The 25,437-nt window shown below is 73.5% G+C and carries 10 protein-coding genes; 8 read left to right on the top strand and 2 right to left on the bottom strand.

Annotated elements, in window-relative coordinates:
• Positions 1 to 22: 22 nt before the first annotated feature.
• Positions 23 to 2,062, bottom strand: coding sequence for a hypothetical protein (locus ACGF12_RS14010; RefSeq protein ID WP_393028548.1), 2,040 nt, complete (start codon positions 2,060 to 2,062; stop codon positions 23 to 25).
• A 520-nt stretch (positions 2,063 to 2,582) separates the two neighbouring features.
• Between ACGF12_RS14010 and ACGF12_RS14005 the strand changes: the two genes are divergently transcribed.
• The 3 genes from ACGF12_RS14005 (at position 2,583) to ACGF12_RS13995 (ending at position 6,916) form a co-directional block, all read left to right on the top strand.
• A complete protein-coding gene (locus ACGF12_RS14005; protein ID WP_393028547.1) occupies positions 2,583 to 5,396 on the top strand; it encodes a DEAD/DEAH box helicase in 2,814 nt (937 codons plus the stop codon).
• Positions 5,393 to 6,394, top strand: coding sequence for a hypothetical protein (locus tag ACGF12_RS14000; RefSeq protein ID WP_393028546.1), 1,002 nt, complete (start codon positions 5,393 to 5,395; stop codon positions 6,392 to 6,394). The genes ACGF12_RS14005 and ACGF12_RS14000 overlap by 4 nt, the downstream gene beginning before the upstream one ends.
• A 132-nt stretch (positions 6,395 to 6,526) precedes the next feature.
• Positions 6,527 to 6,916, top strand: a complete 390-nt coding sequence (locus ACGF12_RS13995; RefSeq protein WP_393028545.1) for a hypothetical protein — start codon at positions 6,527 to 6,529, stop codon at positions 6,914 to 6,916.
• 88 nt (positions 6,917 to 7,004) lie between these two features.
• On the opposite strand, the gene ACGF12_RS13990 is transcribed toward ACGF12_RS13995, so the two are convergent.
• Positions 7,005 to 8,348, bottom strand: coding sequence for a transcriptional regulator (locus tag ACGF12_RS13990; protein ID WP_393028544.1), 1,344 nt, complete (start codon positions 8,346 to 8,348; stop codon positions 7,005 to 7,007).
• A gap of 391 nt (positions 8,349 to 8,739) precedes the next feature.
• On the opposite strand from ACGF12_RS13990, the gene ACGF12_RS13985 reads away from it, so the two are divergent.
• Genes ACGF12_RS13985 through ACGF12_RS13965 form a run of 5 tightly spaced genes read left to right on the top strand, consistent with a single transcriptional unit; the run spans position 8,740 to position 25,433 of the window.
• The gene (locus ACGF12_RS13985) at positions 8,740 to 13,365 is read left to right on the top strand and encodes an FkbM family methyltransferase (RefSeq protein ID WP_393028543.1); all 4,626 of its coding nucleotides are present in this window, start codon (positions 8,740 to 8,742) and stop codon (positions 13,363 to 13,365) included.
• Positions 13,362 to 17,600: an amino acid adenylation domain-containing protein gene (locus ACGF12_RS13980; protein WP_393028542.1), complete on the top strand. Its 4,239-nt coding sequence runs from the start codon at positions 13,362 to 13,364 to the stop codon at positions 17,598 to 17,600. Before ACGF12_RS13985 ends, ACGF12_RS13980 begins: the two co-directional genes overlap by 4 nt.
• Positions 17,601 to 17,605: 5 nt before the next feature.
• On the top strand, positions 17,606 to 23,098 hold the full coding sequence (locus tag ACGF12_RS13975; protein WP_393028541.1) for an amino acid adenylation domain-containing protein: 5,493 nt from the start codon (positions 17,606 to 17,608) through the stop codon (positions 23,096 to 23,098).
• Positions 23,095 to 24,510, top strand: a complete 1,416-nt coding sequence (locus ACGF12_RS13970; protein WP_393028540.1) for a condensation domain-containing protein — start codon at positions 23,095 to 23,097, stop codon at positions 24,508 to 24,510. The genes ACGF12_RS13975 and ACGF12_RS13970 overlap by 4 nt, the downstream gene beginning before the upstream one ends.
• Positions 24,507 to 25,433, top strand: a complete 927-nt coding sequence (locus ACGF12_RS13965) for a phosphotransferase (RefSeq protein ID WP_393028539.1) — start codon at positions 24,507 to 24,509, stop codon at positions 25,431 to 25,433. Before ACGF12_RS13970 ends, ACGF12_RS13965 begins: the two co-directional genes overlap by 4 nt.
• Positions 25,434 to 25,437: the final 4 nt, after the last annotated feature.

Raw genomic sequence — 25,437 nt, 5'->3', positions numbered from 1 at the left:
GTCACCGCCGTCCGATCTGGAGTCACTGCCGCCATTCGGGGTCGTAGAGATCCTCGGGGAGAGCTTCCACGGTCTTCAGGACACTGTCCGGAAGGTGTCGGGGGTCAAGTGCAAGGAGGGCGGGAAGGTCAGCGGTTCGGAGCGCTCGCACGCCGGCGCGGTGCCGTTCGCCGATGTCCAGAGAGCGCGGCTCTGCGTCTGCCGCTGCAAGGTAGCAGGTGACGAACGGGTCCAGGGCTGCTCTGTGCGCCGCCAGGTGGCGGCGAAACGTGGGGGTGTCCACCGTGGCGGTATTGGCGTCTTCCGCGCTCGTCGTTGCCGGGATGCCGCCGTAGGCCATGAACAGGCTGGTGTAGGAGTTGATGCAGTGGTGGTCGGGGCCGTCGGCCGGTTCGGGCAGCCAGTGGCCTTTCGAGGCCCCGGTGGTCTCGCCGACGCGGTAGCGGATGAAGTCGAGCGTCGCTGGCAGGGTGTCGATGCCGATGACTCTGGACTTCGGAGCGGCGAGGATCAGGTCAGCCAGCGTCGGGTCGGCGTCAGGGGCTACCGACTGCGGGGCTACGAGCCGGAAGCGCTCTCCGTCCACTTCCTCGTCCCAGCGGGGGATCGCCGCGGTAATGGCCTCGTACTCGGCCACCAGGACGCAAGCGGCGGGGTGCTGCGTGAAGCTGCCCTTGGCTGTGAACGTGCCGAGCGGCAGCCTGGGAGCTTCGGCGAAGACGGTGTAGCTGCTGCTCGTCTCACTGTCGGACTCAACCGTCAGGGCGACCCGGCCCGATACAGCGGGGATGTCGATCTGCGCCGTCCAGGCCCCGCTTCGGCTGTCCCGGGTCCAGTCAGGGCGGCGGTCGGGGACGGTGGCGGCCGCGAGCGCCCAGTCCACCATCTCCCGCACGGCGTCGCGCCCCTCTCTGCTTGCCTCCTCGCTGTCAGGCTGGGCTTCGGGGTGAGCAAAGTCGGGCGAGAGCCTGCCCAGTGCTTCCAGGTCGACCCCAGCGCGGTGGCAGGTGTCGAACAGCTCATCGGCTCCGAGCGGGTGAGCCAGGTTGGCATGGGCAACCGGGACGTCGGTCCACCAGAGGCACCTGGCGATCCAGCCCCCACCTGCTCGCAGCGCTGCGGATGCCGGGTCCGCCAGAATCTTTTTCGCCGCTGCAAGGGCCAAGTCGGCCACGGCCAGGGCGAGTGGTTCCGCCGGGTAGCCGATCAGCAGGCACAGAGCGTGCGCCGGATCCCGGGGGGCGGCAGCACCGGTCGAGAACTCTGACACCAGGCGCAGTACAGCGGCCTGGGGATCGGGGCGGCCAGCGTGTTCGGCCCCGGCCGTCGGCCAGAGGGGGAACGGAGCCGCGGCCGACAGCCACAGGGGCGCGGGGCTAGGAAGGGCCCGGTCGATGAGGTAGGAGGCTCCGAGGTGCTCGTGGATGAGCAGGTCGACGGTTTCCATTCCCTTGAGGCTGCCGAGCAGCCCGATTCGGCGTAGCGTCGCGGAGAGCTGGGTCGCCAGCGGATGCGTCCGGTGGTGATGCCGGTCGGCTGTCTCCACTACCGCGGCGTGCGTGGGCTGTGCCGTCCGCCCCTGGCGTTCCGCTTGTGCTACGGCGGCGGCGATGGCTTTGTTCCAGTCGCGCTCGAAGGTACGGGCCAGGACGATTCTGCCGCCAGCGAGGGTCAGGACAGTGTCCTTGCCCTCGCGACTCCAGCGAAGGCCAGGTACACCGGTCGGTTCGGTGCCCGGCGCGGGGGTGGGGATGAGAGATGAGGCCCACCGGGGCAGTTGGTCGCGCCCGACGTGCAGCACGAGTTCATCATGGCGCGGTGTCAGCCACTGGATGCCGAAAGGGCCGCCGGTGTGGGACAGCCAGTGGAAGCCATAGCCGGTGATCAGCGCAGAGAACACGGCGGCCTCAGCGCGGGCCTGGTCACGGGTCGACTGCGGAATCAGCTCGGCATTCTCGGCGAGCTCCCGCTTGGCGCTCTGATAGGGCTCATTCGTGGCCCAGCGGCGCAGTGCCACGAGATCACCGAAGGTTGGGACCTCGGGCCAGTTGATTGCGTGCACGATCGCTTCCTTCGCGCGCTGCCCGGCCAGCGCATCTAGGAGGACGCGCAGAAAAGTTCATGGTGCTCAGGGCCAAGCATGGGTGGGCGCCCGAGGGGCGCAGGGTTCTGCCTTCCCGATGCCGCGTTTCCGGGTGCGGCATCCCGGCAAGGCCGGAGACCGGCCTGCGATCATCGTGCCAGAGGTCGTACGCGATGGGAAGAGTCATCCTGACTGGTCGTTGACTCGCACGGCGATGCCCGAGGCGGCCCAACAGCCCTTCTGTCTGCTCGGGCCGACGATGTCGTGCAAGCGGTAGCGTGGGCGCCGCAGCCAGCCGGTGCCCGGTACCCGGCCCGTCGTTTCGCTTCCTTAGGGCTGGCGGCCCGGGCGTGCAGGGTGTGGCACGGGCGGGAGAAGCCGCGCACGGATCCCGCTCCCAGCATCACTCGATCAGGTGAATCCCTTTGCCGGGGGCCCTGCTCCCGCTGAGCCGGGACAGCATGGCGTCGTCGCCGGCGCAGAGAGCGAGGACCCCGCGGTGAGCAGCACTGACCTGACGGACTGGCCGGCCGCGTTCGAGCCGTCCGATCCGCCGCGGCTGGGCCGAGTGCACTTCTGGCGGCCGAACGTGACGGTGCCCGAGCCGGAGTCACCGCCCGAGGAGGCCGAGCACCGCCCCCACCACCACCTGGTGGTGGTGCGCCAGCAGGCCAACGGTGTGCGCACTTCGCGGGTGCCGTACTGGTCGATGCCGGTGAGCGCGGCTGTGCCCGTGCTGAGCCGGGCCCGGCTGCGGGGAAGCGGGGACGAGGCCTGCCGGTTCTGGGGCGCGGCCTCGCTGCTCGCGCTGCGCCTGATCTCCCGGGGGCGGATCGACGTGGCGGTGACCGAGTCGGGCTACGACACCTGGCGGTGCGCGCCGCTGACGGACCAGGAGCGGGAAGAGCTCGCCGCGCTCGCGCGGGCGATGCCGCCGACTGCCCACGCGGTCCCCTTCCAGGAGTCCTACAGCGGGCGACCACTGCTGCCCGAACCGCTGTTCCTGCTCCAGGCCTACCTGGACGCGGTGGCGGACGCCTTCGCCCGCACCCCCGAGGGCCCCGAGCGTGCCGGGACGCCGGTCTTCACCGCGCTGCCGGCCCAGCACGTGCCGCAACTCGCCCTGCACAGCGCCCCCGCGCCGGCGCCGCTGGCGCGGATCTCCCTGCTCGTCGCGATCGACGACGACGGACCCTTCGGCGTCCGCGCCCTCCTTCAGGTCCGGCGCACCGGAGTCGACGAGGCGCTGCTGAGCGCGAGCCAGGTGTGGGACGACGACGGCGACCCGTCACTTGATCCTGTGCGGCTTCACGCCCGCGTCGCACTGCACGCCGCGGCCCAGGCGTGGCCTCCGATGCGCGAGTTCGTGGACCAGCCCGGACTCGCCGCCATGGACCTCTCCCCCGACCAGGTGGACGATCTGCTCGGCCAGAGCGCGGCCGACCTCACGGCGGCCGGCTGCGCCGTGTTGCTGCCGCGCGACGTGGTCCGGGCGCTGACGGTGCGCGCCCAGATCTCCACCAGAAGTCCGGGCTCGGCGCTGTCGGGCGCCCTGCTCGGCCAGGACCAGCTGCTGGGGTTCCGATGGCGGGTGGCGCTGGGCGGCAAGGAGCTCACCGCCGCGGAGATGACCCGGCTGGTCGAGGCCCGGCGGCCGTTCGTCCGGCTGCGCGGCCAGTGGGTGCGGGTGGACCCCGCGCTGGTGGCCAAGCTCCGCCGGCGCAACCGTGACCTGACCGCCATCGAGGGACTCGCCGCTGCGATCACCGGCGGAGTCGACGGACCTGGGGGCGAGGTCGTCGACCTCGCCCCGGTCACCGGCCAGCTGTCCGTGCTCCGCAAGGCGGTAGCCGGTGCCCGCGACCGGCCGCCGGCCATCCCCGCCGCGCTCCAGGCCACCCTGCGCCCCTACCAGGAAGCGGGCCTGGGCTGGATGCAGCAGCTGACCTCGGTCGGGCTCGGTGCGGTCCTCGCCGACGACATGGGTCTCGGGAAGACCTTGCAGCTGATCGCGCTGCACCTGGCCCGGCAGGAACAGCCGGACACCGCCGGTCCGGCGCTGATCGTCTGCCCGGCCACCCTGCTCGGCTCGTGGACCGGCGAGCTGGGCCGCTTCGCCCCGAACATCCCCGTCCACCGGGTCCACGGCCCCGAGCACCTGCCGGACGATCTGCCCGGCGACGCGGTCGTGCTGACCACCTACACCACCCTGCACCGACGCCTGGAGCCGCTCACCTCCCGCCGCTGGTCACTGGCCGTTCTGGACGAGGCCCAGCACGCCAAGAACCCGCACACCGCCATCGCCAAAGCCGTCCGCGCGATCCCCGCGGCCTCCAGGGTGGCGCTGACCGGCACCCCGGTGGAGAACAAGCTCGCCGACCTCAAGTCCGTCTTCGACTTCGCGGTCCCCGGCCTGCTCGGCACCGACGCCGACTTCCGCACCCGCTATGGCCGGCCGATCGAGGCCGAGGGCGATCCGGTGGCCGCCGCCCGGCTGCGGGCTCTGACCGGGCCGTTCGTGCTGCGCCGCCTTAAGTCCGACCCTGCGATCGCGCCTGACCTGCCCCCCAAGATCGAGACCGACCACCGGGTCGACCTGACGACCGAGCAGGTCGCCCTGTACGAGGCGGTCGTCCAGGAGCACCTGGAGCTGATCGCCACCGCCGAGGGCATCGCGCGCAAGGGCCTGGTCTTCAAGCTCATGACCGCGTTGCGGCAGATCTGCCTGCACCCCGCCCTGTACCTCCAGGACGAGGACAACCCGGCCGGGCGGACGTTCGCCGAACGGTCCGGCAAGGTCGCGCTGCTGGACGAGCTGCTGGACGTGATCATCCCCGAGGGCCAGGCCGTGCTGGTCTTCACCCAGTACGTGCGCATGGCCGGCTTGCTGGCCGACCACCTGGCCGACCGCGGCATCGCCCACGAACTGCTGCACGGCAAGCTGACCGCCCGCCAGCGCACCAAGCTGGTCGACCGGTTCCAGGCCGGAGGCTTCCCGGTCTTCCTGTTGTCGCTGCGCGCCGCCGGAACCGGCCTGACCCTCACCAAGGCGGGGCACGTGATCCAGCTCGACCAGTGGTACAACCCCGCCGTGATGGACCAGGCCGCCGACCGCGCCTACCGGATCGGGCAGACCCAGACGGTCCAGGTCCACCGGCCGGTCTGCGCAGGAACGATGGAGGACAACATCATGAAGGTGCTCTCGGACAAACGCCGCCTCGCCGATCTGGTGCTGACCGGCGGCGAAGCCGGATTCAGCGAGCTGACCGACCAGCAGCTCGCCGACCTCGTCACCCTGCGCAGGCACCCGTGAGCCTGGCCAGCCCCGTCGCCTACAACCGCGATTTCACCCCAATCCCGGCCTGCGACGGCAAGATCGACGCCATGACCGTCGTCGGCCAGGCCTGGCTCGACGCCCTGACCCAAGACCCGGCCACCCGCACCCGGATCCTCCGCGCCCGCCCCTACGCCCGCACCGCCCGGATCACCGAGCTGACGATCTCCCTCACGGTGCCCGGCCAGCACTCGATCGCCCGTGCCGGCACCATCTACTGCGTCCTGGCCGACGACGAAGCCACCAACGAGTGGGACCTCTACGCCTCGCGGATGCACGTGGGGGTGAACGTTGCGACCCTGCCCGCGGACGTCTGGAGGGAGCTGACGCACATCGCCCGGGCCCTGCCGCTGAGATGGGCGCAGCTCGGCAGCGCCGAGATCACCGAGCGGCTGCTCATCGAGGCCCAGCGCAACGACGTCCCGCTCCTTCCGACCGCGCGCGACCTGCACGTGAGCTGCAACTGCCCCGCCCGCCGCGGCATGGTCTGCAAGCACGCGGGCGCCGCGATCCTCCAGACCGCCCGTCTCCTGGACAACGACCCGTTCACCCTGCTGCTCCTGCGCGGCCGCTCGGCGGCCGACTTCCTGGCCGGCGTCGCCGACCCCGACCACCGCAGCCTCGCCCGCAGCTTCCGGGCCGGCACTGCCGCAGAGCTTCCTCAGGTGTCCGCCGACGGCGCCTTCTCCCGCCGTCACCGCTCCGCCCGGCCGCCGCTTCCCCCGGCGCCAGCTTCCGGGACGAACCCCGCCCCCCGGGTCTCGCTCACGCCGATGCCGGGGATCGACATGGACGCGCTCACCCTGCTGGCGCTGCGCACGGCCAAGCGGGCCGGGGCGTTGCTCGACGAGTTCCTCGCCGAGACCGGACCGGCTCATCGCGGCGTCGTCGGCCACCCTCGCTCCGAGTTGGCCGGCGACTCGGCCGCGCAGCGGGCGCAGCACCGACTCGGCGCATCACCGGCCGTCCGCTCGTGACGGTCGAGCGCCAGAGCGCCCCCGCCCGCAGGGCCCTTGGGCCCGATCGGCGGGGCGCTCGCGGTGAAGGCCCGGGAGGGAGGGATCCGGCGTCGCTGCCGCCCGGGCCGCGTCCGCACAGAGGAGAAACCAGTGTCACATTCGCAACCGCTCACCCCCGAGGAGAAGCTCGCCGACGCGAAGAAGCTGTTGAGCCTCCCGCACATCGTCGTGATCTGCGGCTCCACCCGCTTCATGACCGAGATGACCGAGGCCGATCTGCGGGAGACCGAAGCCGGAAGGATTGTCGTCAAACCGGGCTGTGACCTGAAGTCGCCGCACGAACTTTGGTCCGATCCTGCCGAGGCCGAGGCGCTGAAGGCCCGACTCGACGAGCTGCACCGGGCGAAGATCCGGCTCGCCGACGAGGTCCTCGTGGTCGGCGACTACATCGGCGACAGCACCCGAGCCGAAATCGCCTACTCCCGGTCGCTGGGCAAGCCCGTGCGGTTCACGCACCCCGAAGTCGACCCTGACGCCTGACCGCCCGCTGCCACCTCGACAATCAGGGCCAGCAGCCCGCCGCCTGACCGTCTCGCGGTGGCTTCGGCCGCCGCCCACCCCAAACGTCCTACGCGGTGAATTCCAGAAAGGTCCTGACTTCACGTGCGCCTGCGTGCTGTCGCAGTTTCTTCCGAAGATCGGCCAGAGCGGTGCTGCCACGCGCGGAGTTCACGCCGCCCATGTGGTCGACCGCTTGGTGGGCCACCGCCACGGCCTGCTCGACGTCATTGAGTTCGAGATACGCCTCGGCAGCCCGGGCTTCGTAGATCGCTGCTCCTCGGGGGAAGGAGTCGCCGTCGTAGTCGTCGTAGATTTCGGCCCTGCCGGCGGTGGCAGCCTGTTGGAAGTGGAGCAGTGCTCGGGTGGGGTGGCCGAGGTTGAGCGCGGAGCTACCGAGCAGCTGGTGGATCTCTCCCAGGTTGACCCAGTACATGGACGGCAGGTCCTCGTCGAGGGGGGCGGCGCGGCTGTAGGCGTCCAGGGCTGCGTTGGCTTCCCGGTCGGAGGCTCGCAGGTCCCCTGCCTTGGCGTATGCGCGGCAGGCTCGGGCGTGGAGCATGGCGAGCATGCGAGCGGAGCCGGTGGCTTGACCGTGGGCGTGGGCCGCTGCGACGAGCGATACCGCTGCTCGGGGGTCGCCGGTCGAGTAGCACTTGATGGCCCAGAAGGCCAAGGTGTTGGCGAGCACCTCCGGAGCGTGGGCGGCAACTGCGTCTTCCGCGGCGTCGGCGAAGTGTTCCTCCGCGCGGTCGGGGTGTCCGCTGTCGTAGGCGGTCCAGCCCGCGGCGCGCTGGGCATCGGCGGCGGCTGCGAGCAGACGCTGGCCGGTGCTCTCGTTGTAGGTGGCGGTGCGCAGCGCGCCGGCGATCATGTCAAATTCGCCGACGGCAGCGTTGTAGACGTGGCCGGAGCCGAACTTGTCATCGAGGTGGCGCAGGGCTTCCAGGCGTTCTTCGTGGAGGGTGGCGACGCTGTTGCCGACCCGGCCGGTCCAGGTGCGGGCGGCGGGGGCGGGGGTGAGGGGGGCCAGGGCGATGGCCATGCCGCTGGCCGCGGTTGTGATCATGAACCGACGACGTTCCACGGTTTCACCGGCCTTTCGGGCCTTCAGCGCGGTCGGGGTCGCGCGGTGTGGTGCGAGTAGGACATCGGGGACGGCCCTTTCCAGCCAGGCAGGCCAGCCGAGCTCCAGGACATCGCGTCGGGGGACGTTGAGGAGATGGGCGAGTGCAAGTTGCGCCTCCCGGTCGGGCGTGGTGCCTTTCTTCCACCGGTGGAGCTTCTGCTTGTTGGTGGCGAAGTTGCCGAACCCCAGGCGCTGGTGCCGTTCCTCCACCCGTTTCAGGAGCGCTTCCGCCTTCCCTCCGTGGTGTTTGACGAGGTAGTCCAGCAGGGCCCCGACATCGCTCAACGGTGCACTCACCTTCGTTGCCGGATCGACGGTCCCAGTGTCCCTGGGCGAAGCCGTTTCGGGGAGAGGGCGGCCACGGTGGATGACCGCTGGATGACCGCGAGGCCACCCGAGATGACGCTGGCGCCCTTCCTGTGACCGCTCGCCAGGAGTCTCCTAGGACGGCCGGGGCGATCAGGCCGGGCCGGAACCTTAGGTCTCGCGGGACCGCGGTTGCTCGGCCGGCGAACCGGTTTGACGCACGTTCAGGTGGTTCACGTCGTCAGGGGGAAGAGTGGTGTCTTCACGGGCAGATCAGCCCGATCTCGGGTTGTCGCGGACAGGGGCGTTGGGGCGGGCTCCAGCGTTCGACGAAGGCCACGGGCATGGCCGGTCGGCAGTCTCCATCGTCGTGTCCCCCGCCGCGTACTGGTCGGCGACGGTGGAAGGGTGCGAGCCTGACCTGCTCGCACGGACAGTCTTCGCGGCTGTCCTGGCAATCGCCACCGGCAGCGAGGATGTGCGCCTGACCTGCGGCACCGAGGATGCCGGGGAGCAGCCGCAGGTCGAGGAGCTCCAGGTCGTGCCGCAGGTCGCGCTACGGGCGCTCTCCCATCGCTGGGTGAGCGCTCCGGCGGCCGGGACCGGCTCGTTGGCGGCTCTGCGGCGGCAGGTCAGTGTCGGCGGGCTGCCAGCGTTCCGCTACGCCGGAGACGGGCAGGCCCCGCTCGACCTCCTGTCTCCCCTGAGCTGCGTGGTCCGTACGGTCCCGGAGGGCCTGGAGTGGACGTTCACCGCGCGCAAGGATGCCGCGGACCCGGGCCTGCTTCACGCACTCGCCGCCCAGGCCGCAACGATGTGGCGGGCGCTGGGCGACGACCCGGATGTGACGGTGGAGCAGGTCGGCCGGACGGCGCGGTCGTTGGCGTTCGAGATCCAGGTCCTTGGTGTCACGGGCCCGGCCGTGGAGGCCCTGCATGCCTGGGGGCAGGCCGTCGGCCTGCCCGTGTCCGCGCGCCGCGTCGAACCCGAGGACGTGGGCCTGCCTACGACGGTGGAAGGCGGCCTTCAGCCGGCCAGCTGGGGCGCGAACCTCGCCGTCCTCGGTCGGGCACTGGGCGCTCTGCCGCAACCACGTCCCGCCCGTGCAGAGCACGAGATCCCCTCCGCGGCATGGGGCACGTTGCCGGACGGCCACGCGATCGCGGAGATGCACCGGAACGAAAGCCGCGAGCTCTACGACGAGATCGTGGTCCGGAATCAGTACCTACGGTATGGCCTTCAGGTTTGCGACGGCGACGTGGTGGTCGACGTCGGCGCCAACGTCGGCGTGTTCGCACTGTTCGCCGCCGCGCAGGCGACCCGAGTCACGGTGCACGCTTTCGAGCCGGTCCCCGCCGTGGCCCAGGCACTGGAGGCGAACATGAGCCTCTACGGGATCAGCGGCACGGTGACTCGGGCCGCCATCGGTGCGAGCGCCGGCACCAGCGTGCTCACCTTCTACCCGCAGTCGTCCCTCCAGTCCGGCTTCTACACCGACGCCGACCGTGACCAGCACATCGTGCGCGAGTACGCCCGCCATCAGGCCGAGTCCCTTCCCGGGCTGCCGGTCGAGTTGCGGGCGGTCGCCGCCGAGGCGCTCGCGCCAACGGCACTCGCGCGCACCGCCGAGCGGCAGGAGATCGCGGTGCCGGTGATCCGCCTGTCGGACTGGATCCGCGACAACAGCGTGGGCCGCATCCACCTGCTGAAGGTCGACGCCGAGCGCGCGGAGGAGGACGTCCTCGCTGGGATCGACGACGCGCACTGGCCCCTCATCGACCAGGTCGTCGCCGAAGTCCACGACATTGACGGACGGGTGGAACGGCTCCGAGCCATGCTCCAGAGCCGGGGCTTCGAGACGGTCGTCGACCAGGACGCGCTGTTCGCCGGGTCCGAGATCCACATGCTGTACGGTCTGCGGCGGCCCGGCGTTTCGCGCCCGGAAGCCCCGTGGCTGGGCCGCCAGGTCGAGGCTGCCGAGCGCTGGGCCGCCACGTCGGCCCTGCCGCTGTACGTGACCGTTGCGCCCGGAGCGAGCGCCGCCGAGTCGCGGCAAGCCCGCCGGGCCGTCGAGGCACGCGGCCTCACCTGGGTGGAGCCGCCACCGTCCTGCACCCCGGCCGGCGCCAGCGCTGAGGGATCGCAGGTGGTGCTGCCGTGGGCGGAGGCGGTGCTGCGCCGGACGACCGCCGCGCAGCGGCCGGTGGCCAAGGCCGTGGTCGTGGACGGCGACAACACCTTGTGGGGCGGGGTGTGCGGCGAGATCGGGCCCGAGAACGTGGACGCCGGCGGCCCCTACCGGCAGGTGCAGGAGTTCCTGCGGGAGCAGTTGGAGGCCGGGCGGGTGCTGTGCCTGTGCTCGCGCAACAACCTCGCCGACGTGGAAGCGGTGTTCGCCGCTCACCCGGACATGCCTCTGGGCCTCGGCGACTTCGTGTCGGTGCGAGTGGGCTGGGGCCCGAAGTCGACCGCCATCAGTGAGATCGCCGACGAGCTCGGCTTCGCGGTGGAGTCGCTGGTCTTCGTCGACGACAGCGCGGCCGAGCGCGCCGAGGTCGCCATCGCGCACCCGGGAATCACGGTCGTCGACCTGCCGGCGGACCCACGGGAGTTCCCCGCCGCTCTGAACGGGACGTGGCAGCTCGACTTGGAGGGCACCGGGACCGCAGAGGACCGGGCCCGAACGGGCCTGATCGCGGTGGAGGCCCGGCGCCGGAGGGCCGCCGCGCAGACGGCGACAACGTCCGAGTACCTGGAGCAGCTGGACCTCCAGGTGGAGGTGTCCCCCGCGACGGAGGACGAGGTGGAGCGGATCGCGCAGCTCGCGGCCCGCACCACCCAGTTCAACCTGGCGCTGCGCAGCCACACGCCCGGAACGGTCCGTCAGGTGCTCGCCGGCACCGGGGTGGCGCTGTCGGTCCGGGTGCGCGACCGATTCGGCGACTACGGGCTCGTCGGCTTCGTCTCGGCGGAGGCCGACGGGCGTGTGCTGCGGGTCCGGGACCTCTTCGTCAGCTGCCGCGCGCTGGGACGCAACGTCGAGTGGTGCATCCTGCGGGAGCTGGCCGAGCAGGCCACCGCCCTCGCCCTGGTCGGCCTCGCGCTCACTGGCACGCCCGGGCCGCGCAACCGGCCAGCGCTGGAGTTCGCCGACACGGCCCGAACCCGGTACAGCCTCGCCGGTACTCCCGACCTGGTGGATGCTTCGGCCGCCGCCGCCCTGGAATGGCGGCTCCTCACCACGCCGCAAACCGCCGCGGCCCCGGCCGCCGGTGGGCTCCCCGCCGCCGGAGCACCGTCTCAGGTGCGGTGGCCCGTCTCGCAGCAGGCCGCCGCGCTGGCCGCGGATGCCTACCGGCGCCCCGGCGAGACGGCCTCCACCACCCCCTACGTCGCGCCGCAGACCGAGACGGAGCGCCGGATCGCCGAGGTTTGGGAGGAGACGCTCAAGGTCGGACCGATCGGAGTCCACGACGACCTGTTCACGCTGGGCTGCGACTCGCTGACCGCCGCCGTGATCTGCGCGCGCCTTCGCCGCCACGGTGTGGACCTGGCGGTCCACGAGCTTCTGGCGCAGCCGACCGTCCGCAGGGCGGCCCGGCACGCGGGTGCCAGGAAGCGCTCGGCCATCGAGCTGCCGGCGGACGAGGATGCCGGGCCGGCGTCGCTCGGGCAGCAGCGCATCTGGGCGGCGGAGGCGGTCGGAGGCTGCGGAAACGCCCAGGTCATCCCCGTGGCGCACCAGATTACGGGCCCGCTCGATCTCGGCCGGCTGCGCTCGGCGCTGGCGGCGGCCGTCGCCCGGCACCCGGCCCTGCGCACCGTGCTGGTCGACGACGGCGGGACGCTGGTACAGCGGCGGCTGACCGCCCAGGAGGTCGACATCGAGCTCAGCGACCTGTCGAGCCTGCCGGAGACCGACCGCGCCGGACAGGCGGACCTGCTGGCCCACCGGTTCTTCCAGGCGCCGTTCGACGTCGGCCGGGACCTGATGGTGCGTGCGGCCGTGCTGCGGCTGGCCCCCGACGACCATGTGCTGCTGCTGATGCTCCACCACAGCGCCGCCGACGGCTGGTCCGTCGACGTCCTCCAACGTGACCTGGGCGCCGCGTACACGGACCCGCAGGCCCTGGCCAGTGCCCCGGCCGACGCGACGTTCGCCCAGTACAGTGCCGCGGCCGTCCGGCGGCGCGAGAGCGGCGCGTTCGACCAGGGCATGGCCGCCGTCCGCGCCGCGCTCAAGCGGACGGCGGCCCGGCCATGGAGCACCCCCACTGGTCTGCCCGTCGAACCCCGCCACCTGCGCTTCGCACTGGACGCCGACCTGGTGGCCTCCGCTCGGGCGGCGGCGCGCAGCCGGTCCGCCACCCCGGTCGCCGTCCACCTCGCCGCCTGGCAGGTCCTGCTCGCCGCCGCGGCCGGCACCGACGCGGTCGTGACGGGCTGCCCGGTCGCAGGCCGCACGGAGGAGCCGTTCACCGACACGATCGGCTTCTTCGCCAACCTCGTCGCCATCCCAGCGCACATCGACTGGTCCGCCACTGCCGGCGGACGCCTCGACACGGCAGTGGCCGCCGCGGCCGAGGCACTGAGCCACGCCGAGGTGCCCTACGGGATGGTCGCCGACGGCGCCGGCGCGGTGTTCGACACGCTCTTCACCCTCCAGCCGCCCGCCACGCACCCGCTGCGCCTGCCCGGCTGCACCGTCGCGTGGAGCGAGCCAGCGCTGTGGCCGGTGCCGTACCCGCTGATGCTCGACGTCCAGGAGCACGCCGACGGTGCGAGCGCACTGCTGCGCTTCAACGCCCACGCCCACCACCCCGTGGATCCGCCGTGGCTGGCCGAGGCGTACCCGCTCGTCCTGGCCGCGCTCTCCACCCTGCCCGAACTGCCCATGCAACGGCTGCGCGACCTTCTGCAACCCGGCACCGCCACCGTGCACGACCTGGTCCGTGACCGACTGGCCAACCTGCGAGAGGACGGCGAACCCCGGTGACCACCACGAGCCCCCTACCCTTCGACGGCGACACCGTGTGGCAGATCAACGCCGCCGCCGACGGCCCGGCCCATCCGGCGACCGCGCCACAGCACCGCCACCTGGCCGCCCACCCCGCCGCCGCCTTCACCGAGCCGCTCCTCGAACTGCGCCTGACCGGGCCGCTGGACACCGGCCGGCTCCGCACCGCCGCCGAGCACACCGTGCGCGAGCACACCGCGCTTCGACGCCACCTCCTCGCCTCCATCGCCGACGCCCACCTCCTCACCCCCGCCCGCGGCAACGGGGAGCAGCCGCTGGTCCGGCTCGTCCGCCACGCCGACGGCAGCCACACCCTCACCCTGAGCCCGGCACTCGGGTCAGCGGACACCACCGGGCTGCTGCGCACCGCCGCCGCCGTTGCGGCCGGCTACCGGACCGGGACCGCGGCCGGGGCGAGCGGCCCGGCCCCGCACACGGTCGACGCCTTCCTCGCCGGGCTGCTCACGGCCCCGGACGCCGCTGCCGGCCGCGAGCACTGGCAGGCCCGCCGGCTGGACACGGGGGCCGAGGAGCTGGCCCGCGCCCTGGTGATGCGCACCGCCGCGCCCGGCCCGCGCCTGAACCTTCCCGTGCCGCTGGACGACGCGAACGCAGACCGGCTCATCCGTCTCGCCGGGGACCTCCAGGTCGGCGTGGACGCCGTCGTGGTGACGGTGTGGCGGCTGCTGCTGGAGCGGATCGCGCCCGGCGAGGACGGGGCGCTGGGCCTGTTCATCCCTGGGCCGGTGGAGCAGCTGCCGGACACGATCGGCCTGCTGGGCCGTTGCGTCCCCGTGCCGGTGCGCCCGGACGCGGCCGGTTCGCTCGCCGACACCATCCGCAGCTGCCACCGGGAGATCGCGCTCGCCGCCCGGTTCGGCGACTTCTTCACCCACCTGCTGCCGGGCGGCGATTACACGGCCGGTGTTCGGCACGTGGAGGCGCCCGGGCTCGACTTCGGTCCGGGCCTGGACGCCACCATCGAGACGCTGCGGGCCGCGACCGACCGCATCCGCCTCGACCTGCACTCCCTGCACACCGGCGGCCGGCTGCGCCTCACCCTGGACGCGGACGGTGCCGCCGTCACCGAGGAGAGCGCCCGGCGCCTGGCCGACTGGCTGGACGCTCTGTGTGCCGGCCTGCCGGACCTGCTCGACATCCCGGCCACGGCGGCGGTCGGGCGGATCCTGGACCCGCTCGCCTCCGGCAGCCGCCTTCACAGTGCCGATCGGCCGGCCACCAGCGCTGCGGCGCCCGCCACCCTGGTGGAGGCGTTCGACGCCCAGGTGGCGCGCACCCCGCTCGCCTGCGCTGCCCGCGACGACGACCAGGAGGCCACCTATCGCGAACTGCACGCCGCGAGCGCCGTGCTCGGCCGGGTGCTGGCCGAACGGGGGGTGACCGCCGGGGACCGGGTGGCTGTGCGCATGAGCCGCCGGGTGCCGCTGCTGGCCGTGCTGCTGGCCGTCGCCCGCCGCGGCGCCGCGTTCGTTCCGATCGACCCGGCCCTCCCGGCCGGCCGGGTGGCCGACCTGCTCGCCGACGCCGACCCGCGACTGATCGTCACGGACCAGCACGGCTTCGACAGGCTCCCGCTGGACGGCAGCACGCCGGTGCTGCGCATCGACGCGTTGCCGGCCCACTTCCCGGCCACCGAACCGGAGCCGGTCGAGATCCGGCCGGAGACGGACGTGTATGTGATCTACACCTCCGGCTCGACCGGCCGGCCCAAGGGCGTGCCGATCACCCACGCGGCGCTGATGAACTACCTCAGCTGGGCCTCCCACCACTACGACACCCCGGGCGGCAGCGGCACCCTGGTCCATTCGCCGATCAGCGTCGACATGACCGTCACCAGCCTGTTCCTGCCGCTGCTGACCGGGCAGGCCGTCACCTTGCTGCCCTCCGACGAGCCGAAGGACCTGGCTGCGGCCCTCGACCGGGCCCGCGATCTGAGCCCACTGAAGGTCACCCCCGGCGGACTGCGCCTGCTCGCCACCTTCCTGACCGGCGCCCAGATCACCCGGGCCACCCGGCACCTGGTCGTCGGCGGCGAGCAGCTGACCGCCGCCACCCTGGACCTCCTGGACGCGCCCGGCCTGCTCGTCACCAACGAGTACGGGCCCACCGAGGCCACCGTCGGCTGCTGCGCCCACACCCTGCGCCTGGGCGAGCACCCGGCGGCCGGACCGGTGCCCATCGGCACGCCGATCCGCAACACCGAGGTCGAGCTGCGCACGCCGGACGGCCGGCTCGCGCTGCCCGGCACCGCCGGGGAACTCGTCGTCACCGGGCCCGGCGTCGCAGTCGGCTACCTTGACCGGCCTGCCGAGAGCGCCGCCCGCTTCACCACCGACCCGCACACCGGCGCCCGCTCCTACCGGACCGGTGACCTCGCCGTCCTCGGCGCCGACGGGCAGCTGGTGATGCTCGGACGCGGCGACGACCAGCTCAAGATCCACGGCTACCGCGTCGAGCCCGGCGAGATCGAGGCCGTCCTGACCGGTCACCCTGGCATCACGGCGGCTGCCGTCGTCACCAGCGCCACCAGCGGCACGCCGATCCCCGCCGCGTTCCTCGTCCCCGCAGACGGCGCCTCTCCGGCCGCCCTGCTGGAGGAAGCCGCCGCACTGGCCGCCGACCGGCTCCCGTACTTCGCCCGCCCCGACCGGTACGAGGTCCTCGACCAGCTGCCGCTGCGCGGCAACGGCAAGGTCGACCGGCGGGCGCTGGCCGCCCGCCCCGCGCCTGCCGCGGGCCAGGAGGCACTGGACGGCGCCAACCCTCAGCTCGCCGTGGTCGCCGCGCTGTGGAGCGAGGTCCTCTCCGCGCCGCCGAGCAGCCCGGACGCCAACTTCTTCGCCGAGGGCGGCGACTCCATCAAGGCGGTCCTGCTGGCCGGCCGGGCGCAGCGGGCGGGCCTGGAGCTGACGGTGCACGACGTCCTGGAGCGGCGGACCCTGCGCCGGATCGCGGCTGCGGCGTGTCCCGCCGGGGCACGGGCCGTGGTGGAGCTGGGGCCGGTGCCGCTGACGCCTCACCAGGCTGGCTTCCTCGCGCGCGGGGAGGCCCGGCCCGAGCGGTGGACCTTGCGGTGGAGCGCCGAGGCGCCCGCGCCGGTGGACGCCGGGCGGCTGGAGCGGGCGCTGACCGCGGCCGTGGCCGGGCATCCGGCGCTGTGGACGTCGTTCGCGAATTTCGGCGGCCGGTGGACGGCCCGGCTGGGCGAGCCCGGCCCGGTTCCGGTGCACGTCCTCGACTTGGACGGCGTCCCGCCTGCTTCCCGTGAGCTGGCGGTGGCCGGGGCCCTGGAGCAGGTGGAGGACGGGATCGGCCTCGCCGGCGGGCTGGTGGGTCTGTGCCTGATCCGTGCCGTCGGCCAGGCGGAGCGCATTGTGTGGGTCGTCCACCACCTGGTCGCCGACGTCGTCTCCTTGCAGAGCCTCAACCAGGAGCTGTGGCACGCGTACGCGAGTCCGGCCGCCTCCGCGGGGCAGCGCGGGGACGGGTATGCGGCGTGGCTGCGGCACCAGGACGGACGGCCCGCGACACCCTTCCCCACTTGGCCCGGGCGGGACGGGGCGCCGACTTGCCGCACCGTCGTCTCGCGGATGGACGTGGATGCCCGCCGGCACCTGGCCGACGCGCAGCAGGCCGCGCCGCGCTGGGCGCTCGCCGTCCTCGGGGCCGCGCTGCTGGGTGCGCTCGCCGAGGTGCGCCCGGACCTGCCGGCCGCCCTGTGTGCCGAGTTCCACGGCCGCGACCGGCCCGGTCTCGACCTGTCGGCCGCGGTGGGCTGGCTCACGGACTTCCGCCCGCTGCGCGCCGAGCACCACCTGCTGGCCGACCCGGCGGCGCTGGCAGCCGCTCTCCACCACCGCATCGAGGAGCCCCACGACTGGACCGGAGCACTGCCACCGGTCGCGCTGAATTACCTGGGCGACCTCCCAGGCGGCCGGGGCCCCGACCTCCCCGAGTCCGGCGCCGGCCCGCTGTTCGGCCTGGAGGCCGTCTGCTGGACCGGCCCGGACGCGGTCGAGGTCAGGTGGCGCTTCGACGAGGCGTTCATCCCGGCCGCCACCGTCGAGCACCTTGCCGACACCTTCACCTGCCGCGCGGCCACCACGCTCACCATCCGCCCGCAGACCACCGCCGGGCCGGCTGGGCTCTCGGTCGCCGACCTGAGCAGGATCACCGCCACGTTCGAGGGATGACGATCATGACCGACCGCACGATCGCCGCAGTCCACCCCGCCACCCCTGCGCAGCAGGGCTTCCTCCTCGGCACGCTTGCCGCCCCCGACGACGCCCTGTTCGTCGAGCAGGCCGTCTTCCCCCTCGCCGGGCCGCTGGAGGTGCCCCGGCTGGAGCGCGCCGTGGCGGGGCTGACCGACGGCCACGAGATCCTGCGCACCGGCCTCGCCTGGAACCTGGCGGCCGACCCGCAGCAAGTCGTCCTCACCCGGGGCGAGATCACGATCGGCGTCGTCGACAGCCGCGGCCACGACGACGCCCGCCAGCAGGCCGACCTGGAGGCGCTGCTGCGCGCCGAGCGAGCCCGGCCGTTCGACCTGACGAGGCCGCCGCTGCTGCGCCTGGCCGTGCAGCACCTCGACGGCGAGCGGCACCGCCTGGTGTGGACCCACCACCACGGCGTGCTGGACGGCTGGTCGCACCTCGCGCTCGTCCGGGAGCTCCTGGAGCGCTACGCCACCGGAGGTGCCCCGGCCGAGCCGGCGCAGTTCGGCGCGTATGCGCGCTGGCTCGCCGCCCAGGACCGTAGCGGCCAGAAGGCGTACTGGACCGGGCACCTGACTGGCTACCCGCCGCTGCCCGCACCCGCCGAGCACCCGCTCGACCCGGATCAGGAGCGGTACGGGCAGCACCGCATCGACGTGGACGCGGCCACCGCCGAGGCCCTGGACGGCTTCGCCCGGGCGCACGGCACCACGGCGGCGGCCGTACTGATCTCCTGCTGGGGCCTGATCGCCGCCCGGCAGCGCGGACGCGACGACATCGCCATCGGCGTCACCGTCTCCGGGCGCACCGCCGCGTTCCCCGGCATCGCCCACCTCATCGGGCCCGTCGCGACGACCGTCCCGGTCCGCCTGCCCACCCCGGCGGGGGACGCCAGCCGCCGGGTGAGCGACGTCCAGGACCTGTTGGCCCGGGCGGAGGCCAACAGCCTCTGCTCCACCGCGGACCTGTACGCCTGGGCCGGGCTCGCGCCGGGCGGGACGCTGTACGACAGCGTGGTCTCGATCGCCAACTACCCGCACGCCGGTGACGCCCGCTCCCGGGCCGGCCTGGTGCTGGAGACGGCCGGGATCCGGTCCGAGGGCGGACGCACCCGCCACCTGCTCGCCCTGGTCGTCGAAACGTTCGACGGGGTGCGCCTGCGCGTGGTCAACGACCGCACCCGCGTCGGGGACAAGGACGCCCGCGCCGCGCTGGACGCCCTGCACACGATGCTTCGCCGGCTGTCGGACCAGGTGGTTCTGGTCGCCGACCTGGCCGCGATCACCCGCGACCTCACCCCCTTCCAGCCCCATCGGCCCGCGACCAGCGACGTCCCGGCGCCCGGCCGGGCGGCCGGCGACGGCGACCCGCTGGTGCGGGTGCTGGCCGACGCCTTCACCGACGTCCTCGGCCAGCCGGTCCGCGCCGACGACGACTTCCTCGCCGCGGGCGGGCACTCGCTGCTGGCACTGCGGCTCGCGGCCAGGCTGCGAACGACGCTCGGCGTCGACCTCACCCTCGGCGACCTGCTCACCGCCGGCACCCCCAGGGCGCTGGCCACCCGGGTGCGCCACCTCCTTACCGCCGACACCGCCGTGCCCGACCCGCTGCCCCCGCTCACCCCCGCCCTGCACGCCGACACCGGGGAGCCGTTCGCGCTGACCGGCATCCAGCAGGCGTACTGGGCTGGGCGCAGCACGGACTTCGACCTCGGCGGCGTCGACTCCCACCTCTACACCGAGGCCGATCTGCCCGAGGTCGACCTGGAGAAGCTGGCCGCCGTCTGGCGGGCCCTGATCGAGCGCCACCCGATGCTGCGCGCGGTCACCACCCCCGACGGCCGCCAGCAGATCCTGACCGACGTCCCGCCGTACCGGATCCACACCACCGATCTGCGCGCTGACGCCGACGTCGAGGCGGAACTCGCCCGGATGCGCGAGCGGCTGGCCCACGCTCGCCGCGATACCGGCACCTGGCCGCTGTTCACCATCGAGGCGGCCCTGCTGCCCGGCGGCGCCACCCGCCTGTTCCTCAGCTTCGACCTGCTCATCGGCGACGCGCTGAGCTGGCAGATCCTCTACCGCGAGGCCCGTGCCCTCTACGAGGACCCGGGCGCCGAACTGCCCGCGCTCAAGGTGACGTTCGCCGACTTCGTGGCCCACCTGCCCGCCCTGGCCACCGGCCCGCAGTACGAGCGCGACCGCGCCTACTGGCGGGCGAAGCTCCCGGCCCTGCCCGCGCCGCCCGCGCTGCCGCTCCTGCCCGAACCCGCGAAGACGGCCAGCGGTCCGCGGTTCTCCCGGCGGCAGTTGCGTCTGCCCGCCGACGACCTCGCCGCGCTGCGCCGGGTCGCCGCCGCGCATGGCGCGACCCTGTCCGTGCTGCTGATGGCCGTCTTCGCTGAGACGCTGGGCCGGTTCACCAACAGCAGCACCTTCCTGCTCAACACCACCATCTACAACCGGCCTGACGTCCACCCGCAGATCAACCGGATCGTCGGTGACTTCACCTCCACCGTGCTGACCGGCATCGACCTGGGCGCGCCGACGTTCGCCGGCCGTCTTCGCGCGCTGCAACGCCAGCTGTGGTCCGACCTCGACCACGCCCGCTACAGCGGAGTCGACGTTCTGCGAGACCTGCGGGAGGCCCGCGACCGCACCACAGCCGCCGCGCCCGTCGTGTTCACCAGCACCCTCGACCTGGAGGTACCCGGCGCCGAGCCGGCCACCCCGTTCCCCGGCACCATCGGCTTCGGGATCGGCCAGACCCCGCAGGTCCTGCTCGACTACCAGACCTACCAGGCCGCCGACGGCCTCGTGATCAACTTCGACACCATCGACGGCCGCCTGCCCGACGGCCTGGCCCAGGCGATGCTGGAGGACCACGCCGCCCAGCTGCGCGCCCTGATCGACGACCCCGGCGCCCCCGAGCGCCCTCGCCTCGGTTCAGCCGCTCCGGCGCCCGAGCTCGCCGCGCCGCTCGGCGGCGACCGGCTCCTGCACGAGCCGTTCTTCGAGCAGGCCCACCACACCCCGCGGCGCACTGCGATCGTGTGCGACGGCGAGCGCACCACCTACGGCGACCTCGCCGACGCGGGCCGGCAGGTCGCAGACCGGATCACCGCCGCCGGGCCGACCGGGGAGCTCGTCGCCGTGCTGTGCCGGCCCGGCCGCGAACAGGCCGCCGCCACCCTGGGCGTCCTGCTCGCCGGATACGCCTACGTGCCGCTGGACCCCGCGTGGCCCGCCGAACGCCTCCACGACCTCCTGGCCGCCACCGGCGCCGCGGTTGTCGTCACCGAACAGGAGACCCGCGACCGCATCCGCCTGCCCGCCGGCCTGACCGTCCTCCTCACCGACGACCCCACCCCCACCACGGGTGCCACGGCCGACCGGGCGAGGCGCGTCCGCGCGGCCGACGACCTCGCATACGTGATCTACACCTCGGGGTCCACCGGCCAGCCCAAGGGCGTCATGATCTCCCACCGGGGCGCGCTCAACACGGTCCTCGACGTCAACGAGCGCTTCGGCATCGGTGCGACGGACGCGGTGCTGGCGGTGTCCCCGTCCACGTTCGACCTCGCCGTCTGGGACCTGTTCGGCACCCTCGCGGCCGGCGCCACCCTGGTGGTGCCCACCCGAGACCAGCGCCTCGACCCCGCCGCCTGGACCGCCCTGGCCCGCGCCGAGCACGTCACCGTGTGGAACTCGGTGCCGGTGCTGATGGACCTGCTCCTGGAGGCCCTGCCCCCGGGCGACACCGTGCTGGAGGGCCTGCGGGTGTGCCTGCTCAGCGGCGACTGGATCCCCCTCCAGTTGCCCGGGCGGCTGCGCGAGCGCGCCCCGAAGTGCCGCATCGTCAGCCTCGGCGGCGCCACCGAGGGCTCGATCTGGTCGGTCCTCCACGAGATCGGCGACGTCGACCCGGCCTGGTCCAGCATCCCGTACGGATGCGCGATGACCGGGCAGAGCGTCCAGGTCCTCGACGACCAGCTGCTGCCGTGTCCCGTGCACGTCCCCGGCCAGCTGTACATCGGCGGCCACGGCACCGCGCTGGGCTACTGCCAGGCCCCGGAGCTGACCGAGGCCGCGTTCGTCTTCGACGGCCGCACCGGCCGCAGGCTCTACCGCACCGGCGACTGGGGTCGGCTGGGCCCCGACGGCACCCTGGAGTTCCTCGGCCGCCGCGACGCCCAGGTCAAGATCCGCGGCTACCGCGTCGAACTGCGCGAGGTCGAGACCGCGCTACGCGCTGTTCCCGGCGTCGAGCAGGCCGCCGTCGTCGCCACCGGGGAGCGCACCAACCGGCGCCTGGCCGCCTTCGTCGTCACCGCCCGGCCGCTGGACGCGGTGCGCGCCGACCTCGCCCGCCGCCTGCCCGCCCACATGCTCCCGGCCGCGTTCACCGTCCTGCCCGCGCTGCCGCTGAGCGCCACCAGCAAGGTCGACCGCGGCGCGCTGGAGCGCCTCGCCGCCGACCAGCCCACACCGCAGCCCGCCGCCAGGACGGCCCGACACGACACCGGTCTGGAAGGGAAGGTGCGGGCGGCGCTGACCGCGATCGCGCCCGGCCGACCCGGGCTGGACGACGACCTGCTCGCCTTCGGGCTCACCTCCGTCGACGTGATCCGCCTCGCCAACACCGTCGAGCAGCACACCAGCCACCGCCCCGACCTGAAGGCCTTCTACGCCGCCCCGACCCTGCGCACCCTCCTCCAGTACGCCGACGCGCCCACCGACGACCCGGCGCCGGCCGCACCCGGCGCTTGGTCCGGCTGGCCGCAGCTGACCGACCCCGCCGAGCGGGCCGCCTTCCGCGCCGCCCGGCCCGCCCACGGCCCGGCCCCCGCCTCCCGCACCCTGCCCGAGCGGGCGCCCGCACGCATGGACGCCCGGGCCCGGCGCCGCACCCCACGCCGCTTCACCACTACCCGTCCGGTCACCTTGGACGCGCTCGCCGACCTGCTGGAAAGCCTGCGCCGCACCGAAGCCGGCGGCTGGCCCGCCTTCCTCTACCCCTCGGCCGGCGGCCTATATGCCGTACAGGTCCACCTCCACGTGCGGCCCGGCCGCGTCCAGGGCCTGCCCGGCGGCCTGTACGGCTACCACCCCGACGCCAACGACCTCACCCCCCACGCCTCGGGCATCGACCTCGATCCCGGCATCCACCTCGGCCCGGCCAACCGGCCCCTGGCGAACACCGCGGCGTTCACCGTGTTCCTGGCGACCGACCCCGCCGACTCCGCCCCGCTGTACGGATGTGACGCCGAGCCCCTCGCCCTGCTCAACGCCGGCTACATGGGCCAGCTGCTGTGCCACGCCGCGACCGAGACGGGGCTCGGGCTGGCCCCGGTGCACGGCGTCGACTTCGACCGCATCCGCTGGCTGCTGCCCGGCGGCGAACACCTCGTGCTGCTGCACACCCTCCTCGGAGGCATCCCCGACCACCCCGCCACCGAGGGAGAGCCCGCATGACCACCACCGCCACCGAGCCCCTGGTCGTCACCGACATCGCGCCGCTCTCGCCCGGCCAGGAGCGCCTGTTCGACGCCGAGTTCGCCCTGCCCGACGGCTCCTGGCCTGCCCCGGGCACGCCGACCCGGCTGCGCCCGATCGACACTAGCGCCGTCCGCATCGACGGCCCCCTGGACACCGCCGCCCTCCGGCGCGCCGTCACCGCGCTCGTCGCCCGGCAGTCCGCGCTGCGCACCAGCTTCCGCCGCCGGCCCGACGGCACGCCCGTGCAGCTCGTCACCGACCACGCCCCGGACCCGATGACCCACGGCACGCTCGACCTCCCAGCCGGGCAGGAGCTCCCCACGGCCGAGGAACTGCTACACCACGCCCCGGCCCACCTGGTCGACCCCCGCCACGACCCCCTCTTCCGGGTGCACCTGCTGCGCCTGGCCGAGGAGCGGCACGTCCTGCTGCTACAGATCCACCACGCCGTCAGCGACGGCTGGTCCATCGGCGTCCTCTACCGCGACCTGTCCGAGCTCTACAACGCCGCCCGCACCGGGCGGGACGCGGACCTGCCCGCGATCCCCCGCACCTTCGCCGCCCACAGCCGGCAGATGCGCGCCGAGCGCGGCGGCCCCGAGGAACAGCGCCAGCTCGCCTACTGGCGCCGCCGACTCGCCCCGCCACTGCCCGGCCACCCGGCCGAGCCGTCGCCCGGCGGATTGAGCCCGGTGGACGTCGAGCCGGTCCTCGTGCCCGGCGACCTCGTCCGGAGCCTGCGGGAGACCGCGGCCACCAGCGCGCAGCGCGGCGGCGTGGCCGGGCCGTTCCTCGCCGCGCTCGCCCTGGTCCTCCACCACGCCGGCGGCGAGCCAGACGTGCGGATCGGCATGATGATCTCCAACCGGGCCCGGCCCGGCGCCGAGCACCTGATCGGCTACTTCGTGAACACCGCCGTGATCCGGCTGCACATGGACCCGGCGATGACTGCCGGGCAGCTGGTGGCGGAGGCGAACGCCGCCGTCACCGAGGCCATCGAGCACCAGGCCCTGCCCATCCAGGACCTCTACCAGGACCTTCGCGGCACCGGCGCCCTCGAAGCGGGCCCGCTGTACCGGGTGACGCTCGCGCTCAACACGATGCGCACCACCTCGCTGACCCTGGACGGTCTGCACTGCAAGGACATCGACCTGGAGCGGATCGGCCCCCGTCACGCGCCGACCAGCATCGAGCAGCGCTGGGTCCTGGGCGAGCACGCCGGCCACCTGGCCGGAACGCTGACCTGGCGCACCGACACCGCCACCAGGTCCGGCATCGAGGCCACGCTCACCGGCCTCGACCAGGCGCTTCGCGCCGTCACCAACCCCCACACCGCCGTCGCCGACATCACTGCCACCCTCCCGCCGGCGACGCGGGAGGCTCGGTGAACACCGCCCAAGCCGGCGTGCCGCTGACCGGGCAGGACGTCTCCGGCCTGCTCGACGCGTACGGCCTGACGCTGCGACGGGCTCGGCCGCTCCCGGGCGGCATGGAGAACACCCACCTCAAGGCGGAGACCACCAGCGGCACGTTCGTGATGACCCTGCTGAACAAGAAGACGCCGGAGCAGGCCGAGGAGTACGCCCGCTTCCTGCGGCACCTGGAGCTCACTGGCGCCCCCGCGCCGCGACTGCGGGCGCTGCACGACGGCGGCTGGGTCACCCAGTTCGGCGGCCGGCCGGTCATCGTCTGCGACTTCGTCGACGGGCGCAGCCCCGCCCGGCTGCCGGCCCGCCTCGTCCACGAGGCCGGGTTCCTCCTCGGGCGGGTACACCGCACCGCCGCGGCCGGCTTCGACAGCGCGCTGCGCCCGCACCTGCGCCTCGACGAGGACGACGCCGCCACCCTGGCTTCGCTGCCCGACAGCGCGTTCGGCCGGTGGGCGCGCTCCACCTGGCACGCCGTCGGCCACGTCCCCGAGCACGACGGCCCCCTCGTCCCGGTTCACGGTGACCTGTTCCCGGACAACATCGTCGTCCGCGGCCAAAGCCTGGTCTTCCTCGACTGGGAGGACGGCTCACTGGACCTGCCCCACCTCGACGTGGGGATGACGCTGCTCGGCCTGTGCTGCCGACGCGCCTTCTCCCCACGCCGCGCTGGCCGCCTGCTGGCCGGCTACCAGCAGGGCAGCGGAACCGCCCTGAACGGCGGCCTGGTGCGCGACGCGGCCTTGTACGCGGCCGTCCTCGTCGCGCTGCGCCGCCACCGCTGGCAGCAGGAGCACCGCCGCCTGCTTGCCGGGCGTTCGGCCGCCGCCATGCACCACCTCGCCGCCTCCCTGGCCGACCGCTGGCCGCAGCTTCAGCTGTGAGCCA

This window comes from Kitasatospora sp. NPDC048296 (assembly GCF_043201815.1).
Classification (GTDB): domain Bacteria; phylum Actinomycetota; class Actinomycetes; order Streptomycetales; family Streptomycetaceae; genus Kitasatospora.
This window is presented reverse-complemented; position numbering and strand designations above follow the sequence as displayed.

What these genes read in the sequence shown, in the direction of transcription:
- ACGF12_RS13970 (WP_393028540.1), top strand. Translation starts at nt 23,095, where the DNA reads ATGACCACCACCGCCACCGAGCCCCTGGTCGTCACCGACATCGCGCCG.
- ACGF12_RS13975 (WP_393028541.1), top strand. Translation starts at nt 17,606, where the DNA reads ATGACCGACCGCACGATCGCCGCAGTCCACCCCGCCACCCCTGCGCAG.